Consider the following 18063-nt stretch of genomic DNA (forward strand, 5'->3'; position numbering starts at 1 on the left):
GGATGAAACAACTATTGAAATTCAGCGTCCTGTTCTTTTCTCTGTTGGGGCTGGGTTCCTCATATGCGCAGGAAGCCACGCCTGAACGCCAGGAATGGAGCTTCAGTGGTATTACCGGTCAATATGATAAGGAACAGCTTAGACGTGGTCTGCAGGTTTATGAAGAGAAGTGTCGCGCTTGTCACGGCATGAAACACCTTACCTTTCGGACGTTGACCAGGCCCGGTGGTCCGGAACTCACGGTTGAAGAAGCGAGAAGTATCGCCAGCGGCTATCAGTTTCCTGCGATTCAGGATGACGGCCAGATAAGTGAGCGCGACGGTACGCTAAATGACAGCTTTATATCACCATATCTAAACGACCGGGAAGCAAGATACCTTAACAATGGCGCTGAACCCGTTGACCTGAGCTATATCGTCCGTGCCCGTTCATACGATCGCGGATTCCCACAATTTTTGTTAGATGCTTTTCTGCCCTACACGGACCAGGGGGCAGATTACGTTTACGCGCTGCTAACCGGCTATCTGCCTGCCGATCCCGAACTGAAGGCTAATCGCTATTTTCCTGGCGGTGTGATTAACATGCCAAAACCGCTGACGAGTGGGGAGATCCAATGGAGCCCGGCGTCGAAAAAAGCTGAAACTGAGGAGCAATACGCCAGGGATGTTACCGCCTTTCTGGCATGGGCTGCCGACCCGGCGCTCTCTGAACGAAAGCAACAGGGAAATTACGTTATGGGCTATCTGGCTATTATGCTGGGCTTGCTATGGATAGCACGACGAATGAAGAGACGTTCGCTCATGTAGGTCTTGCGAGGCCGGGGATTACTCAGTTCACCAGCATTCAACCGGTCAGGTGCGCAGTTGCCCTTGCGCGAGTAAGACGAGTAAAGGAAGGCAAAATATAAACCGAGCAAAATGAAAAAACCCCAAGCTTTTTATAGCTTGGGGTTTATGTTTGGCGGAAGCGTAGAGATTCGAACTCTAGAACCCTTTCGGGTCGCCGGTTTTCAAGACCGGTGCCTTCAACCGCTCGGCCACGCTTCCAATGAGGCGCACTATAAACATCCCGAACGGACCTGTAAAGCACCAATGTGTTCGTTTGCCTGAAAAACAGCCAAAAAGTTGTTAATCGACTGAAATAACAACAGATTGACCATTTATTCAGCACAAATACCGGCTACAGCGCTTAATGTTTTTTGATGTACATATCTTTGGTGTAGTAATTTCCCCGGTTATCCGGCGCAAATCCCCCCACCCACGGCTTCACGAGATGCGTGCGGACGTAGTGGTAAACCGGAATCGCGGGCACATCCTCACCTAAAAGGTCTTCAGCCTGCTGATAGTATTTGCCTCGTTCTTCCAGCGAAGTTGCTTTCGCCGCATTACGCATCGCTTCATCAAAGGCGGGATTGCTGTACTTGGTGGTATTCTCGCTATCACCGGTACGGAAAATATTGAGGAAACTTGAGGCATCATCATAGTCGGCTATCCACGCATAGCGCACGACGTCAAAATTACCGGTGTGCATGGTGTCCAGCATGGTTTTCCATTCCTGGTTTTGCAGCTTCGCCTCGACGCCAAGGTTTTTCTTCCACATCGACGATGCGGCAATCGCAATACGCTGGTGCGTTTCGAAGGTATTGTAGAGCAGATTCAAGCTAAGCGGATGCTCAGGGCCAAAACCGGCTTCAGCCAGCAGTTTTTTGGCTTCAGCAATACGCTTTTCGAGCGGCCATGACGCATACTCCGGCGCATGCAGTTTCACCCCACCTATTTCCGGCTGGCTGATAACCCACGCTGCTCGCTGCCCCTGTCCCATTACCTTTTGCGCAATGATGTCTTTATCCAACGCCATATTCAGCGCCCGCCGCACGCGCGGATCATTAAACGGTGCGCGGGTTGTATTGAACTGATAGTAATACGTTGAAAGCTGGGGCGAGACATGCAGTTCATCCCCCATCGTTTTTTTCAGTTGCGCGAACTGATTGACCGGTACGCTATACACAATGTCGATTTCACCGGCCTTATAGCGATTTACGTCAGCCGACTCTGAGCTGATAGGCAAATAAGTAACTTTATTAATAACCGTATGCCGATCGTCCCAGTAATGTGGATTACGCTCGGCAACGATGCGCTCATTGACCACCCATTGCGATAGTTTGTACGCCCCGCTGCTGACAAAATGCTCTGGTCGGGTCCACTTATCGCCAAAACGACCTATCAACACTTTATCCAGCGGGACCAGAGATGGATGCGCCAGCATCGCCAGAAACGCCGCCGTCGGTTGCGTCAGGGTAATTTCCAGCGTGGTATCATCCAGGGCTTTGACCCCTAGTGTAGTGGGATCTTTATTCCCTTGGGCAATATCAACCGCGTTCGCAACGTGCATGTTGCCCAGATACGAAGCATAAGGTGAAGCCGTTTGCGGCGAAACCAGACGCTGCCAGCTCCAGACGACATCCTGTGCGGTAATAGCAGATCCATCTGACCAGGTTATGCCCGAGCGTAAATGGAAGGTCCAGACAGTGTTGCCTTTATTCTCCCAGGATGCGGCTAGACGGGGTTCGATAGACCCATCCTGCTTAACAGCCACCAGACCGTCGAACATATCGCTGATTAAATTAAACTCAACGTTGCTTTCGACTTTATGCGGATCCAGCGATGCCGGCTCACTACCGTTGTTTCTGACCAGTTCCTGCTTTTCTGCAAGTAATGTTCCTGCTGGAACATTTGCCGCCCTCACCGCGCCGTTTATAGACATCAAACAGACAGCCAACAGCGTAAACGTCAATATCTTCGATTTATGTTGAATCATTCCCTTTACCTTATTGATCTGTTTTATGTAGACACCGCTGTCACTGTCAGAGAGATTCAGGAATAACGCAATATTTTTCAGTTACCTGGTAGATAGCGATCTGACATTTTTGCACATACAGTGCTAACATCTAATTCGGGAACTTTTGTTGAAATATTATGCTTAAGTCTGGCGGGCTAAAATGCGTAAAGATGGGTAAAACCGCTGTGTCATTCCCCTTGATTTCATTATCCTCCATCATTAATTACATCTGTCATAAGAGAGTGACTCATGGATCGTATTATTAGTTCTTCGCGCGAGCGTACATCGCTACTCAGCACGCATAAGGTGCTGCGCAATACCTATTTCCTGCTCAGCCTGACGCTGGCGTTTTCAGCGATCACTGCAACCGCCAGTACCGTACTGATGTTACCTTCTCCGGGACTTATCCTGACGCTGGTGGGTATGTATGGTCTGATGTTCCTGACCTACAAAACGGCAGATAAGCCGGTTGGTATTTTGTCAGCGTTCGCTTTCACTGGCTTCCTGGGCTACATCCTGGGACCAATGCTGAATACATACCTGTCCGCAGGCATGGGTGATGTTATCGCCATGGCGCTGGGCGGTACGGCGCTGGTCTTCTTCAGCTGCTCGGCCTATGTGCTGACCACGCGTAAAGATATGTCCTTCCTCGGCGGTATGCTGATGGCGGGTGTGGTCGTGGTGTTGATTGGTATGGTTGCAAATATCTTCCTGCAACTGCCAGCATTACATCTGGCAATCAGCGCGGTGTTCATTCTGATTTCTTCAGGCGCAATCCTGTTTGAAACCAGCAATATCATCCGCGGCGGTGAAACCAACTATATTCGTGCCACCGTTAGCCTGTATGTTTCGCTGTACAACATCTTCGTCAGCCTGCTGAGTATTCTGGGCTTCGCCAGCCGCGATTAAGATGTCCACACGCATTATCCAGCCCCGCTTATGCGGGGCTTTCTTTTTTGGTAAACTGCCGCCAGTTTGACTAACGAAGTGACGAATTATGTTGATCTTTGAAGGTAAAGAAATCAGTACCGATAGCGAAGGCTATCTGAAAGATACCACGCTGTGGAGCGAGGCGCTGGCGGAGAGAATCGCCGAAAACGAAGGCATTACGCTCTCCGCGGAACACTGGGAAGTGGTGCGTTTTGTCCGCGAGTTTTATCTGGAGTTTAATACCTCCCCCGCTATCCGCATGCTGGTAAAAGCGATGGCCAGCAAGTTTGGCGAAGAGAAAGGCAACAGCCGTTATCTCTACCGCCTGTTCCCGAAAGGTCCGGCCAAGCAGGCGACTAAAATTGCCGGCCTGCCGAAACCGGTGAAATGTATTTAATAGCGGATACTAAATCCTTTTAGCTCGTCGCCAGGACGATGTGGTTCACTGAGAACCCGATCAACCCTGGCGCTGCTCGGCCCCCCGGCTTTCAACCACTTCATCAGTTGTTCTACCCGGTTGCTTTCACCGCAGGCGACAACCTCTACGCTGCCGTCATCCATATTCTTCGCGTAGCCGGTCAACCCCAGCCGTTGTGCTTCATGCTGGGTGGTGTAGCGAAACCCTACCCCCTGAACCCGGCCATAGACCCAGGCGATTATGCAGACTTTCGACATTGCGGTTCTCCTTATCATCACAGCGTGCGTTGCAAATATGCGAAAAACTCAGGACAATGGCGCCCATTTCTTTGAATTGACAGAATAGTAAATTATGAGTGTACGTTTAGTGTTAGCCAAAGGGCGCGAAAAATCATTACTTCGCCGCCATCCGTGGGTATTTTCCGGTGCTGTCGCCCGTATGGAAGGTAAAGCCAACCTCGGTGAAACCATCGATATTGTTGACCATCAGGGTAAATGGTTAGCACGCGGCGCGTACTCACCCGCGTCGCAGATCCGTGCACGCGTTTGGACATTCGACAAGTCTGAGTCCATCGATATTGATTTCTTCACCCGTCGTCTGCAGCAGGCGCAGACATGGCGTGACTGGCTGGCGAAAAAAGACGGCCTGGACAGTTACCGTCTGATCGCCGGAGAATCCGATGGCCTGCCGGGCATCACCATTGACCGCTTCGGCAACTTCCTGGTGTTGCAGTTGCTCAGTGCGGGGGCTGAATACCAACGCGCCGCGCTGATTAGCGCTCTGCAAATTGTTTTCCCGGACTGCGCCATTTATGACCGTAGCGATGTGGCCGTACGTAAAAAAGAAGGTATGGAGCTGACTCAAGGGCCAGTAACGGGTGAGCTTCCGCCAGCCCTGCTGCCAATTGAAGAGCACGGAATGAAGCTGCTGGTTGATATTCAGCATGGTCACAAAACCGGCTATTACCTCGATCAACGCGACAGCCGCCTGGCCACGCGTCGTTATGTGGAAAATCAGCGTGTGCTGAACTGTTTCTCTTACACCGGCGGCTTTGCGGTCTCAGCATTAATGGGCGGATGCCGTCAGGTCGTCAGCGTTGACACCTCTCAGGAAGCGCTCGATATTGCCCGCCAGAACGTGGAACTGAACAAGCTGGATCTGAGCAAAGCTGAGTTCGTGCGTGATGATGTGTTCAAACTTCTGCGTGCTTATCGCGATCGTGGTGAGAAATTCGACGTCATCGTTATGGATCCGCCGAAATTTGTCGAAAACAAAAGCCAGTTGATGGGCGCCTGCCGCGGCTATAAGGACATCAATATGCTGGCTATTCAGTTGCTCAATCCGGGCGGTGTGCTGCTGACTTTCTCCTGCTCTGGGCTAATGACCACCGATTTATTTCAGAAAATCATCGCTGATGCCGCAATAGATGCTGGTCGTGATGTACAATTTATAGAGCAGTTCCGTCAGGCCGCCGATCACCCGGTGATCGCTACCTACCCGGAAGGGCTGTATCTGAAAGGGTTTGCCTGTCGCATCATGTAACTTGAAAAGTGGAATATTACCCTTACATAAAGGGTATCTATTTCCCGGGAGGTGACTATGATTGCCAGCAAATTCGGTATCGGCCAGCAGGTCCGCCATTCCCTGTTAGGTTACCTCGGAGTGGTCGTGGATATCGACCCGGAATATTCGCTTGATCAACCGTCAGCCGATGAGTTGGCGGTTAACGACGAACTTCGCGCCGCTCCCTGGTATCACGTGGTGATGGAAGACGATAATGGTCTGCCAGTGCATACATATCTGGCCGAAGCACAACTGAGTAGTGAGCTACAGGAAGAACATCCGGAGCAACCGTCGATGGATGAACTGGCGCGAACAATTCGAAAACAGCTCCAGGCCCCGCGCCTGCGCAATTGATGCTAAAACAGACCCGATGGCGATTCGCTAATCGGGCCTGTGCGTTTTGTTCGGCTACAGATCAGTCTTACTTCGCCAGTCCCAACCGCGGGATCTCAATCGCCGGGCAGCGATCCATCACCACCGTCATCCCTGCATCGCGAGCCAGCACGGCTGCCTGCTCGTTAATCACGCCGAGCTGCATCCATAGGGTCTTCGCGCCGATGGCAATTGCCTCCTGAGCAACACCCCACGCCGCTTCAGAATTACGGAAGACATCTACCATATCCACTTTCTCTGGTACATCTGCCAGCGTCGCATAGCCCTGCTGCCCCAGCAGCGTTTTTCCAGCAACCTTCGGTGAAACAGGAATAACGTGATAGCCCTGATCGAGTAAATATTTCATCACCCGATAGCTTGGACGATCGGGTTTATCGCTTGCCCCCACCAGTGCAATCGTGCGGGTTGTTGTCAAAATGCCAGCAATATCGGTCTCTTTCATCGTTTTCCTCCAGGCTGTTTAGCAAAGTGTACGACAAACCTGACTTTGCAACCATTCATCCCATACTGGCGCATGAGAGCTAAACTCAAAAATATGTCTATATGTTAGTAAACATGATTATCGAAAAATTTAGATACATCTTATACAGATATTTTCTGGACAGGAGAAACCTATGAAAGCCGGCATTGTGACAGCCTTGATTGCCCTATGTTTGCCGGCAACCGTTTTTGCTACCTCTTTACGTCTGTCCAATGATATTGACCTTCTGGTACTGGACGGAAAAAAAGTCTCCAGCTCATTACTGCGTGGTGCCGACAGTATTGAGCTGGAAAATGGTCGGCACCAGCTCGTGTTTCGCGTAGAAAAAACCATTCGCCTGTCCAGCCACGAAGAACGTCTGTATATTTCGCCTCCGTTGGTCATCAGCTTTGATACCCAACTCGTCAGTCAGGTTAATTTCCACCTCCCACGTCTGAGCAACGAGCGGGATGCAACGCATTTTGATGATGCCCCGCGCGTAGAACTGCTGGATGGGGATTCCATGCCTATACCGGTTAAGCTGGATATTCTGTCAATCACGTCCACCGCAAAAATCGTAGATTATGAAATGGAAACAGAGCGCTATAACAAAGCGGCTAAGCATGCATCTTTACCGCAATTTGCCACAATGATGGCCGATGACAGTTCGCTGCTTTCCGGGGTGTCTGAACTGGATCGCGTGCCGCCTCAGTCGCAAACACTGACCGAGCAGCGCTTAAAATATTGGTTTCAACAGGCTGACGCACAAACGCGAAGTAACTTCTTACAATGGGCGGAGAAACAACCCCCATCGTGACATTTATGTTCGTATACGCATTTTTTTTGTCTTTCTCTTGCAGCGTCAAGTGCTTCCAGTACTCTGTAACAAGGTTAACTTGGGAGCTGTACTATGGAATTAACGACTCGCACATTGCCAGCGCAGAAACATATTGCGTTGGTCGCACACGATCACTGCAAAAAGATGTTGATGAGCTGGGTTGAACGCCACCAGCCATTACTGGAAAAACACGTTCTGTATGCTACAGGAACAACAGGAAACTTAATTCAACGCGCGACAGGAATGGACGTCAACGCCATGCTGAGCGGCCCAATGGGGGGTGACCAGCAGGTAGGTGCGCTGATTTCAGAAGGGAAAATTGATGTGCTGATTTTCTTCTGGGATCCGCTCAACGCCGTTCCCCACGATCCTGATGTCAAAGCCCTGCTACGCCTGGCCACGGTCTGGAACATTCCAGTCGCCACTAACGTGTCAACCGCTGATTTTATTATCCAGTCGCCAAACTTCAACGACGCAACGGATATCTTGATCCCGGATTACGCCCGTTATCTGGCAGAACGTCTCAAATAAGCGCTAAGCAGGCGGTAATTACCGCCTGCTTTTCAGGGTTTCCGGGTCACCGGAACGTCTAATTGCTTAAGCTCATCAACAAAGCATGATGGCGCGTCTTTGCTAAACAGTAGCCATACCCGATGCCGCGCACGCGTTAGCGCCACATACAGCAACCGTCTCTCTTCTGCATCAGGAAAATCTTCAACAGCCGGGAGTAACGCCTCTTCCATAATCGACTCACGAGCCGGAGCCGGGAAACCGTCATTCCCTTCATGAAGCCCCATAACAATGACGTAATCCGCCTGCTGCCCTTTGCTGGCATGAATAGTCATAAAATCCAGCTGCAGCTTGGGCCAGCGGGTGGCCGCTTTGTCCAGGCTGGCAGGTTTGAGATGATGGTATCGCGCCAGCACCAGAATTCTCTCTTCGGCTTTCACAAAACCCGACAGCTTATCCAGCAACAGATCTAACTGGCTTTCGTCGAGCAACGTGACGGCTTTTTTATCACCGGTCGCCAGACTGTTCAGCGGTTTTTTGAGCTGGTGTGGGTTTTGCTGGATAAACTGGTTTGCGACTTCGCCAATACGGCTATTAAAACGGTAAGTCGTATCCAGATTACAGCTATCGCCCTCACCAAAATTTTGCTGAAATGCGGTTGTCAGAGAAAGTTGTGCTCCGCTGAACCGGTAAATGGCCTGCCAGTCATCTCCCACGGCAAACAGCGTAGTCTGCGAGTTTTGCTTACGCAAGGCGGCTAACAGGGCGGCGCGCTGAGGGGAAATATCCTGAAATTCATCGACCAGAATATGTTTCCACGGACTGATAAACCGCCCCTTCTCCAGAATGACAATAGCCTGATGGATCAACCCGGAGAAATCGACGGCATTCTCATCCTTCAGGGCACTCTTCCAGGCCTTGAGCAGCGGCGCCATTAGCTTTATGCGTTTACTGAACAGATCACGGATCTCCTCCGGAGCATTAGCAATCATCTCCGCCTGCGCTCCGCCATGCATTCGCATCAAACTAACCCAGCGATCCAACCGGGAAGCCAGACGACGCTGTAATTTTTCGTCATCCCAGAAGTTACCTTCGGGTACAGACCACTGCATTTCTTCTTCTAACCATTGTCGCCAGCCTTTAGCCTGAGCCTTTTTCTCACTGCACTGCTGACGCCAGGTTGTTATAAAGAGTTTGTTGCGCGCGATAGCATCATTTTCCAGTCTGCTCACCGTTGGAACTTTTTTGCTACCTTGCGAAATAATGTGCAACGCCAGTGCATGGAACGTCCGCGCGGTGACCTCATCCGTATGCAGACGCTCACGAATGCGGTCATCCATCTCCTGGGCTGCTTTGCGTCCAAACGCCAGCAACAGGATCTGTTCTGGTGCGGCTTCTCCTCGTGCAAGCAACCAACCCGCCCGGGCAACCAACACAGATGTTTTACCGCTTCCAGCACCTGCAAGTACCAACAATGATTGCTCACCGTTCACCACCGCGCGCGCCTGAGCAGGGTTCAACGGCGAAGATTCAACATGCTGGAAAAACTCGTCATACTCTTCCAGCATTGCATCGGTGTACGCCTGATTGTGCTGTAAGCGGCAGGCTTCAATGTCTTTCAGCCATGCCTGGCATTGACGTAACGCCTCCCGGCAATTTTCAAATTCCTCCAGCCGATTAACCGGGAGCGGTAACGCGGCAAAGGCACGGCGAATCTGCTGCTGCAGCCCTGATGTTTGTTCGCGCGTCAGCCACTTACTTTCACTAGTACGCGCCGCTATCGCATCCAACTGCTGCTGTAAAACCCCCGCAGCAACGTCACTCATTTCCTGGCTCCACTGTTGCCAGAGCGCATTCAAATGATGATGGAAGCGCTGGGTTTCCGCCCACTCTGTACCGTGAAGACGAACCACCTTCTCATCCGGGAGTACAAACTCCAGCTCGCCCCATACCAGGCCGCGTTTGCAATGAATAGCCAGTAACTGATTGAAGGGAATAAGATACTCGTGACGATCGCCGGAAACTTTAATCCCGGCATTGAGAATAACGGCCCGATCGTAAGGGTGTTGTGCCAGACGTTTTCCAAGAGAAGTTGCTTTCAGTTCCATAAGACTCAAGCGGATCCACACGAAGAGGTTTGCTTATCAGTGTAACCGCCAGAGAAAACGTGCTCCAGCCCAAAAAAACGTTACAATTGCCGAATTCACAGAAAACCAGAGTTAACCGAGGGTTTATGCGTACTGTTCTGAATATTTTAAATTTTGTGCTTGGGGGGTTCGCCACCACCCTTGCCTGGTTACTGGCAACGCTGGTCAGTGTCGTGCTTATTTTTACTTTACCCTTGACCCGTTCATGCTGGGAGATAACCCGACTTTCGCTGTTTCCCTATGGTAACGAAGCGATTCATGTCGATGAACTGAATCCGGCCGGTAAAAGCGTCCTGTTAAATACCGGCGGCACCGTGCTCAATATTTTCTGGCTGATTTTCTTCGGCTGGTGGTTGTGCCTGATGCACATTATCTCTGGTATTGCCCAGTGCATAACGATTATTGGTATTCCGGTTGGCATTGCAAACTTTAAAATCGCTGCCATTGCGCTCTGGCCGGTGGGTCGCCGTGTGGTTTCAGTAGAAGTTGCCCGTGCAGCGCGTGAAGCCAATGCGCGTCGTCGTTTTGAATAATCAGGACCGATGGCCTTTATGTTAAGTCCTCTGCTCAAACGCTATACCTGGAACAGCACATGGCTGTACTACGTGCGGATTTTTATCGCGCTATGCGGCACAACAGCGCTGCCCTGGTGGCTGGGCGATGTCAAGCTGACCATCCCGCTCACGCTGGGCATGGTCGCTGCCGCACTTACCGATCTGGACGATCGTCTCGCAGGCCGACTGCGCAATTTAATCATCACACTGGTGTGCTTTTTTATTGCCTCAGCCTCCGTTGAACTGCTCTTCCCATGGCCATGGCTGTTTGCTATTGGGTTAACGCTTTCCACCAGCGGCTTTATTCTGCTGGGGGGATTAGGCCAGCGCTATGCAACTATTGCTTTTGGTGCATTGCTGATCGCCATTTACACGATGCTGGGCACCTCGCTTTACGATCAGTGGTATCAACAACCAATCCTGCTGCTCGCTGGTGCTATCTGGTATAACCTGCTGACGCTCACCGGACATCTTCTGTTCCCCATCCGCCCCTTACAGGACAATCTGGCACGCAGCTACGAACAGTTAGCGCACTACCTGGAACTGAAATCGCGTCTTTTTGACCCCGACATAGAAGATGAAAGCCAGGCACCGTTGTATGATTTAGCTCTCGCGAATGGCCAACTGATGGCAACGCTGAATCAGACTAAAGTGTCGCTGCTGACCCGCCTGCGCGGTGACCGTGGACAACGGGGAACACGTCGCACGCTACATTACTATTTTGTGGCACAGGATATTCATGAACGCGCAAGCTCCTCACATATTCAGTATCAAACGCTACGCGATCATTTCCGTCACAGCGATGTGATGTTCCGTTTCCAGCGGTTGATGTCGATGCAAGGGCAAGCCTGTTCACAATTATCTCGCTGTATTTTATTGCGCACGCCTTACCAGCACGATCCGCACTTTGAGCGAGCCTTCACCCATATAGATGCTGCACTTGAGCGCATGCGCGCCAGTGGTGAACCTGCCGACCTGCTCAATACGCTGGGTTTTTTACTGTCAAACCTACGGGCAATCGACGCGCAGCTTGCTACCATCGAATCCGAACAGGCTCAGGTACTCTCGCGCAATGAGTCTGAAAATCAGCTTGCCGATGACAGTCCCCATGGATTCAGTGATATCTGGTTACGTCTGAGCCGTAATTTCACCCCTGAGTCTGCTCTGTTTCGCCATGCCGTTCGCATGTCGTTAGTACTCTGTGTTGGTTATGCCATTATCCAGATAACCGGCATGAATCACGGATACTGGATCTTGCTGACCAGCCTGTTTGTCTGTCAGCCAAACTACAACGCCACCCGACATCGCCTGGCGCTCAGGATTATCGGCACGTTGGTTGGGATTGCCATTGGTTTACCGATCCTGTGGTTTGTGCCCTCTCTCGAGGGGCAACTGATACTCCTGGTGATCACTGGCGTACTGTTTTTTGCCTTTCGCAACGTCCAGTATGCGCATGCCACCATGTTTATCACGCTGCTGGTGTTACTGTGCTTTAACCTGCTCGGCGAAGGTTTTGAGGTTGCGCTGCCGCGTGTCATCGATACGCTAATTGGCTGTGCTATCGCCTGGGCTGCTGTCAGTTTCATCTGGCCAGACTGGCGTTTTCGTAACCTACCACGGGTAATTGAACGGGCGACTGACGCTAACTGCCGCTACCTTGATGCAATTCTCGAACAATATCATCAGGGTCGTGATAATCGTCTGGCCTACCGTATCGCTCGCCGTGATGCGCATAATCGTGATGCTGAACTCGCCTCCGTGGTATCAAACATGTCGAGCGAGCCGGATGTCACGGCCCAAACCCGCGAAACGGCGTTCCGTTTACTGTGTCTCAACCATACGTTTACCAGTTATATTTCTGCGCTAGGCGCACATCGCGAACAGTTGACCAATCCAGACGTTTTGGCATTGCTGGATGACGCTGTTTGCTATGTTGATGATGCCCTTCACCATCAACCCGCTGACGAGCAGCGTGTATACCAGGCGTTAGAAGGGCTGAAGCAGCGAATTCAGCATCTGGAACCACGCCCGGACAGTAAAGAGCCGCTGGTCGTTCAGCAAGTTGGGCTATTGATCGCTCTACTCCCGGAGATCCGGCGATTACAGCAGCAAATTGACGTGCTGCCGTCTAATACCCCGGTTCCGGCGTAAGAGAACTTACCCACTCAACCAGCTCCTGGCGACGCGTCGCCGGGAGTGCGGCTTCATGTATCCCCCCTACCGCGCCTTCAAGGGCATAGAGTACTTTTACCGTCAGAGCCGGGTTATTTTGCCGAAGTTTCAGCCAGCACATTTGTGCTCCCAACGATCGCATGGTCCCCTCATCTTTAATTCCAGCTTCATTCAGCAGGGTCTCCAGATGAAACGTCATATTCGGCAATTCCCGCAGACGATGCTGGGCAAAGCGACTTTGTTTCTCCTTAACCGCAGCATCCAACGAATATCGCGATAACGACACCAGTTGCTGCTGGTTTTGCCACAGGGCATCGTTCACCTGGTAATAATTAAGTACAAGAGGACGTCCGCGCTTAATAAATGTCAGCCAGACAGGAGAATTTTGTACACAATACTGGGCGCTCTGCTCACAGGCGCGAAGATACAGCTCACCATTAGCGACCATGGCAAAGACCGTATCGCCAACCGTCAGACTGTAGCCACCAAACAGTGAGCGATAGTGAATTGTCCCCAGAGAAGCCAGATATTCCTGCGATTTATAGATCCTTGCATAAGAAAGCTCTTTCATAAAAATCCTTTTTAAATCATAACGTAAGCAAATGATTTTCAGTAGCGGATCCGTTAATGACGAAAATAGGCAACTTATGCGTATGGGGCAAGATGAATTTTATTTTTCCCGTGACGACGACTAAAAATTGCGAACCTGTTTCCGAAAATAAGGTTGATCTTTGTTGATGGCAGGGTTACTGTATATCCATACAGTAACTCACAGGGCTGGATTGATTATGTACACTTCAGGCTATGCAAATCGTTCATCGTCGTTCTCTTCCACATCAAGCAACATTGCGCGCGTTTCATCAGAGAACGCAACCGCTGGGCTTATCAGTGAAGTTGTCTATCGCGAGGACCAGCCCATGATGACACAACTGCTGCTGCTTCCCCTGCTGCAACAGTTAGGGCAACAATCACGCTGGCAGCTGTGGCTGACGCCTCAGCAAAAATTAAGTCGGGAGTGGGTGCAGTCAGCTGGACTTCCATTGACGAAAGTCATGCAAATTAGTCAGCTCTCCCCCTGCAATACGCTGGAATCAATGATTCGTGCGCTACGCACGGGTAATTACAGTGTTGTCATTGGCTGGCTGGCGGAAGAATTAACGGAAGATGAACATGCCGAACTGGTCAAAGCGGCTGATGAAGGTAATGCGATGGGTTTTATCATGCGTCCGGTTCGCGCCCAGACACTTGCGGGGAGACAGCATTCCGGGCTAAAAATTCACTCGAATTTGTATCATTGAGTAAAATTAGGATTTATCCTGGAATTTTTTTTCATCTCTCAATTTGTCTTTGAGCTGTAATGTGTTTTTCGTCTGAACGCTTGTCAGAAGCGGTTTTCAGGATATCCTCAGTACATTTATTCAGCTATAAATGTTAAATATTGTGTATACAAGCCTTTTTTTTTCATATGCCTGACGGACTTCACACTTGTAAGTTTTCAACTACGTTGTAGACTTTACATCGCCAGGGGTGCTCGGCGTAAGCCGCAGATATCGGTAGAGTAACTATTGAACTGGTCCCCGGGTGAAGGATTTAACCGTGTTATCTCTCTTCGGAGATATTCATGGCGAATTTTGGATGATAACGAGGCGCAAAAAATGAAAAAGACAGCTATCGCAATTGCAGTGGCACTGGCTGGTTTCGCTACCGTGGCGCAGGCCGCTCCGAAAGATAACACCTGGTATACTGGTGCTAAACTGGGCTGGTCTCAGTTCCATGATATTGGCAACAACCGTATCGACAACAACGGTCCGACCCACGAAAGCCAACTGGGTGCCGGTGCGTTCGGTGGTTACCAGGTTAACCCGTACGTTGGTTTTGAAATGGGTTACGACTGGTTAGGCCGTATGCCATACAAAGGCAGCGAGCAGAATGGCGCTTTCAAAGCTCAGGGCGTTCAGCTGACCGCTAAACTGGGTTACCCAATCACTGACGATCTGGACGTTTATACCCGTCTGGGTGGTATGGTTTGGCGTGCAGACGCTAAAAACAACGAAGGCTTCAAAGACCACGACACTGGTGTATCCCCAGTATTCGCTGGTGGCGTAGAGTACGCAATTACTCCTGAAATCGCTACCCGTCTGGAATACCAGTGGACCAACAACATCGGTGACGCGAACACCGTTGGTGGTCGTCCAGATAACGGTCTGTTGAGCGTTGGTGTTTCTTACCGTTTCGGCCAGCAGGAAGAAGCAGCTCCAGTAGTTGTTGCTCCGGCTCCGGCTCCAGAAGTACAGACCAAGCACTTCACTCTGAAGTCTGACGTTCTGTTCAACTTCAACAAAGCAACTCTGAAACCAGAAGGCCAGCAGGCTCTGGACCAGATGTACAGCCAGCTGAGCAACCTGGATCCGAAAGACGGTTCCGTAGTGGTTCTGGGCTTCACTGACCGCATCGGTTCTGACGCTTACAACCAGGCGCTGTCCGAGAAACGTGCTCAGTCCGTTGTTGATTACCTGATCTCTAAAGGTATTCCTTCTGACAAAATCTCTGCACGTGGCATGGGTGAATCCAACCCAGTTACTGGCAACACCTGTGACAACGTGAAAGCTCGCGCTGCACTGATCGACTGCCTGGCTCCGGATCGTCGTGTTGAGATCGAAGTTAAAGGCATCAAAGACGTTGTAACTCAGCCTCAGGCTTAAGTTATCGTCTTATAAAAAACCCCGCTATGCGGGGTTTTTTTTCATCTGTTTTCATCCAAAGTAAGCCACGTGTTAAACCACCCGACCGCTACTCTTTTCCCAGCAACGCCTGTAAATCCTGTTTCAATGTCGACATTTTGTTCGCGTACTTCTCTTTATGCTCTGCGTCTTCAATCAACTGCACAATGGTTTCAGAAAGCGTTTTGCCACGCCGCTGCGCAAGACCAGCCAGACGCTGCCAGACCATAAATTCCAGATCGATTGATTTCTTCCGCGTATGCTGATGCTCAGCATTAAAGTGCCGCTTGCGCCTCGCACGTATGGTTTGTTTCATACGATTAAGCAGCGCAGAATTCATGTGTTCTTCAATCCAGGCATTAACCCGAACCGGTTCATTCTCGAGGGTTAGCAATAAATCAACGGCTTCTTTGGCAGCGCTGGCCTCGACGTAACGGGTGATTAATTCCCCCTCACGATGCTTCTTCACCAGATACTTCCATTTCCAGCCGCTTTCAAGGTTTTCAAGTTGTTGATATTTCATTGCGATCTCAATGTTACCGTGTAACTCTTATCAGAATATCAGCTTTTTCGGCATCTGAAGAAAAGAATATCCAGCCTGTGAACTGCCGCGCGTCATCACAACCGTTTCACGGCGCTTTCCAGGTGTTTAGTGGTGAGGGTTACGGTATAATCTCGTTTTTTACAACAGACTAAAAAACATCAACTTTGACCATTACGAAACTTGCATGGCGTGATCTGGTTCCTGATACCGACAGTTATCAGGAAGTATTTGCACAGCCGCACGTCACTGACGACACCGACACCTTACTTAGTGATACTCAGCCACGTTTACAATTCGCGCTAGAGCAGCTTCTTCAGCACTGGACAACATCCTCGTTCATGTTGGTAAAAGCACCGGAAGAGCTTGAGTATCTCAACCTTATTGCAAAGGCTGCACGTCCCTTGCACACGGATGCAGGAAGCCTGACTGGCGGTCATTACGACATCTCCGGTCACACTATTCGTTATCGTACAGCTGAGAAATCGGAAGACAATTTTGCGACGTTGACGCAGGTGGTCAGCGCTGACTGGGCCGAAGCCGAACAACTGTTTGGCTGTCTGCGTCAGTTCAATGGAGAAATTACGCTGCAGCCAGGTCTGGTACATCAGGCCAATGGAGGTGTGCTGGTTATCTCATTGCGCACGCTGTTGGCCCAACCTCTGTTGTGGATGCGCCTGAAAGCCATTGTCAGCCACGAACGTTTTGATTGGGTAGCTTTTGATGAGTCTCGCCCGCTGCCTGTCTCCGTTCCCCCTATGCCGCTTAAACTGAAAGTTATTTTGGTGGGTGAGCGTGAATCGCTGGCGGATTTCCAGGACATGGAACCAGAGCTGGCTGAGCAGGCCATTTACAGCGAGTTTGAAGATAATCTGCAGATAGTGGATGCCGAAACCATGACGCAATGGTGTCAGTGGGTCACGCATACCGCCATACGCAATAATTTGCCCTACCCCGCTCCTGATGCCTGGCAGGTTCTGATCCGTGAAGCCGTTCGCTATACCGGTGAACAGGATACATTGCCGCTTAACCCGCTGTGGATCACCCGACAGTTCAAAGAGGTGGCTCCGTTATGCGAGGGCGAAACCTGCAACGCTGAGCAGTTCAGCCTGATGCTGGCTCAGCGCGAATGGCGTGAGGGATTCCTGGCTGAACGCATGCAGGATGAAATTCTGCAAGAGCAGATCCTTATCGAGACAGAAGGCGAGCGTATTGGCCAGATCAACGCCTTGTCGGTAATTGAGTTTCCAGGCCACCCACGCGCATTTGGCGAGCCTTCTCGTATCAGTTGCGTCGTGCATATTGGCGACGGCGAGTTTACGGATATTGAGCGCAAAGCCGAGCTCGGCGGAAATATTCATGCCAAGGGTATGATGATTATGCAGGCGTTCCTGATGTCGGAACTCCAGCTTGAGCAACAAATCCCCTTCTCTGCCTCACTGACCTTTGAGCAATCTTACAGCGAAGTGGACGGTGACAGCGCGTCTATGGCAGAACTGTGCGCATTGATTAGCGCCCTCGCCGACGTTCCTGTTAATCAAAGTATCGCCATTACAGGTTCTGTCGATCAGTTTGGTCGGGCACAACCTGTCGGTGGTCTGAATGAGAAAATTGAAGGTTTCTTCACCATCTGCCAGCAGCGCGAACTGACAGGCACACAGGGCGTTATCATTCCTTCGGCTAACGTCAGACACCTCAGCCTGCAGCCTGCGCTGCTACAGGCCATAGAAGAAGAAAAATTCACTATCTGGGCGGTGGACGACGTGACTGATGCGCTGCCACTGTTGTTAAATCTGGTGTGGGATGGCGAAGGCCAGACAACGCTGATGCAAACCATTCAGGAGCGTATTGCCACGGCAACGCAACAGGAAGGTCGTCACCGTTTCCCATGGCCGCTACGTTGGCTGAACTGGATTATTCCGAACTGATCGGACTTGTTCAGCGTACACGTGTTAGCTATCCTGCGTGCTTCAATAAAA

18 protein-coding genes and 1 tRNA gene are annotated in these 18063 nt (G+C 50.8%); 12 read left to right on the forward strand and 7 right to left on the reverse strand.

Annotated elements, in window-relative coordinates; genetic code table 11:
* The first annotated feature begins 2 nt into the window (after positions 1–2).
* Positions 3–806, forward strand: a complete 804-nt coding sequence (locus tag OGY72_RS17120) for a cytochrome c1 (protein ID WP_286548454.1) — start codon at positions 3–5, stop codon at positions 804–806.
* Positions 807–958: 152 nt separating this feature from the next.
* On the opposite strand, the gene OGY72_RS17125 is transcribed toward OGY72_RS17120, so the two are convergent.
* Together OGY72_RS17125 and OGY72_RS17130 are read right to left on the reverse strand one after the other, a co-directional pair.
* Positions 959–1046 (reverse strand) — tRNA-Ser (locus tag OGY72_RS17125).
* 142 nt (positions 1047–1188) lie between these two features.
* Positions 1189–2817, reverse strand: a complete 1629-nt coding sequence (locus OGY72_RS17130; protein ID WP_286548456.1) for an ABC transporter substrate-binding protein — start codon at positions 2815–2817, stop codon at positions 1189–1191.
* A gap of 270 nt (positions 2818–3087) precedes the next feature.
* Here OGY72_RS17130 and yccA point away from each other — a divergent pair, with 270 nt between their 5' ends.
* Both yccA and tusE read left to right on the forward strand, forming a co-directional pair.
* Positions 3088–3747 (forward strand): FtsH protease modulator YccA, encoded by a 660-nt coding sequence (gene yccA, locus OGY72_RS17135; protein ID WP_008784297.1) that lies wholly within the window; start codon positions 3088–3090, stop codon positions 3745–3747.
* A gap of 88 nt (positions 3748–3835) precedes the next feature.
* Entirely contained in the window at positions 3836–4165 is a 330-nt protein-coding gene (gene tusE, locus OGY72_RS17140; RefSeq protein WP_003832010.1) for a sulfurtransferase TusE, read from the forward strand.
* Here tusE and yccX read toward each other — a convergent pair.
* Positions 4162–4443, reverse strand: a complete 282-nt coding sequence (gene yccX, locus OGY72_RS17145; RefSeq protein WP_003832008.1) for an acylphosphatase — start codon at positions 4441–4443, stop codon at positions 4162–4164. The genes tusE and yccX overlap by 4 nt on opposite strands.
* A gap of 94 nt (positions 4444–4537) precedes the next feature.
* Here yccX and rlmI point away from each other — a divergent pair, with 94 nt between their 5' ends.
* Positions 4538–5728 (forward strand): 23S rRNA (cytosine(1962)-C(5))-methyltransferase RlmI, encoded by a 1191-nt coding sequence (rlmI, locus tag OGY72_RS17150; RefSeq protein ID WP_008784294.1) that lies wholly within the window; start codon positions 4538–4540, stop codon positions 5726–5728.
* A 57-nt stretch (positions 5729–5785) separates the two neighbouring features.
* Entirely contained in the window at positions 5786–6103 is a 318-nt protein-coding gene (gene hspQ / locus OGY72_RS17155) for a heat shock protein HspQ (protein WP_003035905.1), read from the forward strand.
* 67 nt (positions 6104–6170) lie between these two features.
* On the opposite strand, the gene OGY72_RS17160 is transcribed toward hspQ, so the two are convergent.
* Positions 6171–6584, reverse strand: coding sequence for a CoA-binding protein (locus tag OGY72_RS17160; protein ID WP_032942909.1), 414 nt, complete (start codon positions 6582–6584; stop codon positions 6171–6173).
* A gap of 172 nt (positions 6585–6756) precedes the next feature.
* Between OGY72_RS17160 and csgI the strand changes: the two genes are divergently transcribed.
* Together csgI and mgsA are read left to right on the forward strand one after the other, a co-directional pair.
* Positions 6757–7419: a curli synthesis inhibitor gene (csgI, locus tag OGY72_RS17165; RefSeq protein ID WP_008784291.1), complete on the forward strand. Its 663-nt coding sequence runs from the start codon at positions 6757–6759 to the stop codon at positions 7417–7419.
* Between the two features lie 93 nt (positions 7420–7512).
* Entirely contained in the window at positions 7513–7971 is a 459-nt protein-coding gene (gene mgsA, locus OGY72_RS17170) for a methylglyoxal synthase (protein WP_003035897.1), read from the forward strand.
* 32 nt (positions 7972–8003) lie between these two features.
* Here the strand turns inward: mgsA and helD are convergent, their stop codons facing one another.
* Positions 8004–10058 (reverse strand): DNA helicase IV, encoded by a 2055-nt coding sequence (gene helD / locus OGY72_RS17175; protein ID WP_149281423.1) that lies wholly within the window; start codon positions 10056–10058, stop codon positions 8004–8006.
* Between the two features lie 125 nt (positions 10059–10183).
* Here helD and OGY72_RS17180 point away from each other — a divergent pair, with 125 nt between their 5' ends.
* Together OGY72_RS17180 and yccS are read left to right on the forward strand one after the other, a co-directional pair.
* Entirely contained in the window at positions 10184–10630 is a 447-nt protein-coding gene (locus OGY72_RS17180) for a YccF domain-containing protein (protein ID WP_003831998.1), read from the forward strand.
* A gap of 18 nt (positions 10631–10648) precedes the next feature.
* Positions 10649–12802, forward strand: coding sequence for a YccS family putative transporter (gene yccS, locus OGY72_RS17185; protein ID WP_003831997.1), 2154 nt, complete (start codon positions 10649–10651; stop codon positions 12800–12802).
* Here yccS and OGY72_RS17190 read toward each other — a convergent pair.
* Positions 12780–13394, reverse strand: a complete 615-nt coding sequence (locus tag OGY72_RS17190) for a TfoX/Sxy family DNA transformation protein (protein WP_003831996.1) — start codon at positions 13392–13394, stop codon at positions 12780–12782. The genes yccS and OGY72_RS17190 overlap by 23 nt on opposite strands.
* Before the next feature lie 217 nt (positions 13395–13611).
* Between OGY72_RS17190 and sulA the strand changes: the two genes are divergently transcribed.
* Both sulA and ompA read left to right on the forward strand, forming a co-directional pair.
* On the forward strand, positions 13612–14121 hold the full coding sequence (sulA, locus tag OGY72_RS17195) for an SOS-induced cell division inhibitor SulA (protein WP_008784287.1): 510 nt from the start codon (positions 13612–13614) through the stop codon (positions 14119–14121).
* 357 nt (positions 14122–14478) lie between these two features.
* Positions 14479–15525 carry a porin OmpA gene (gene ompA, locus OGY72_RS17200; RefSeq protein WP_063940603.1) on the forward strand — a complete coding sequence of 349 codons (1047 nt, stop codon included), beginning with the start codon at positions 14479–14481 and terminating at the stop codon, positions 15523–15525.
* 88 nt (positions 15526–15613) lie between these two features.
* Here the strand turns inward: ompA and matP are convergent, their stop codons facing one another.
* The gene (gene matP / locus OGY72_RS17205; protein WP_003831992.1) at positions 15614–16066 is read right to left on the reverse strand and encodes a macrodomain Ter protein MatP; all 453 of its coding nucleotides are present in this window, start codon (positions 16064–16066) and stop codon (positions 15614–15616) included.
* 185 nt (positions 16067–16251) lie between these two features.
* Between matP and OGY72_RS17210 the strand changes: the two genes are divergently transcribed.
* A complete protein-coding gene (locus tag OGY72_RS17210; RefSeq protein ID WP_286548466.1) occupies positions 16252–18012 on the forward strand; it encodes an AAA family ATPase in 1761 nt (586 codons plus the stop codon).
* Positions 18013–18063 lie beyond the last annotated feature (51 nt).

It is taken from the genome of Citrobacter sp. Cpo221 (assembly GCF_030332345.1).
Taxonomy (GTDB): domain Bacteria; phylum Pseudomonadota; class Gammaproteobacteria; order Enterobacterales; family Enterobacteriaceae; genus Citrobacter; species Citrobacter portucalensis.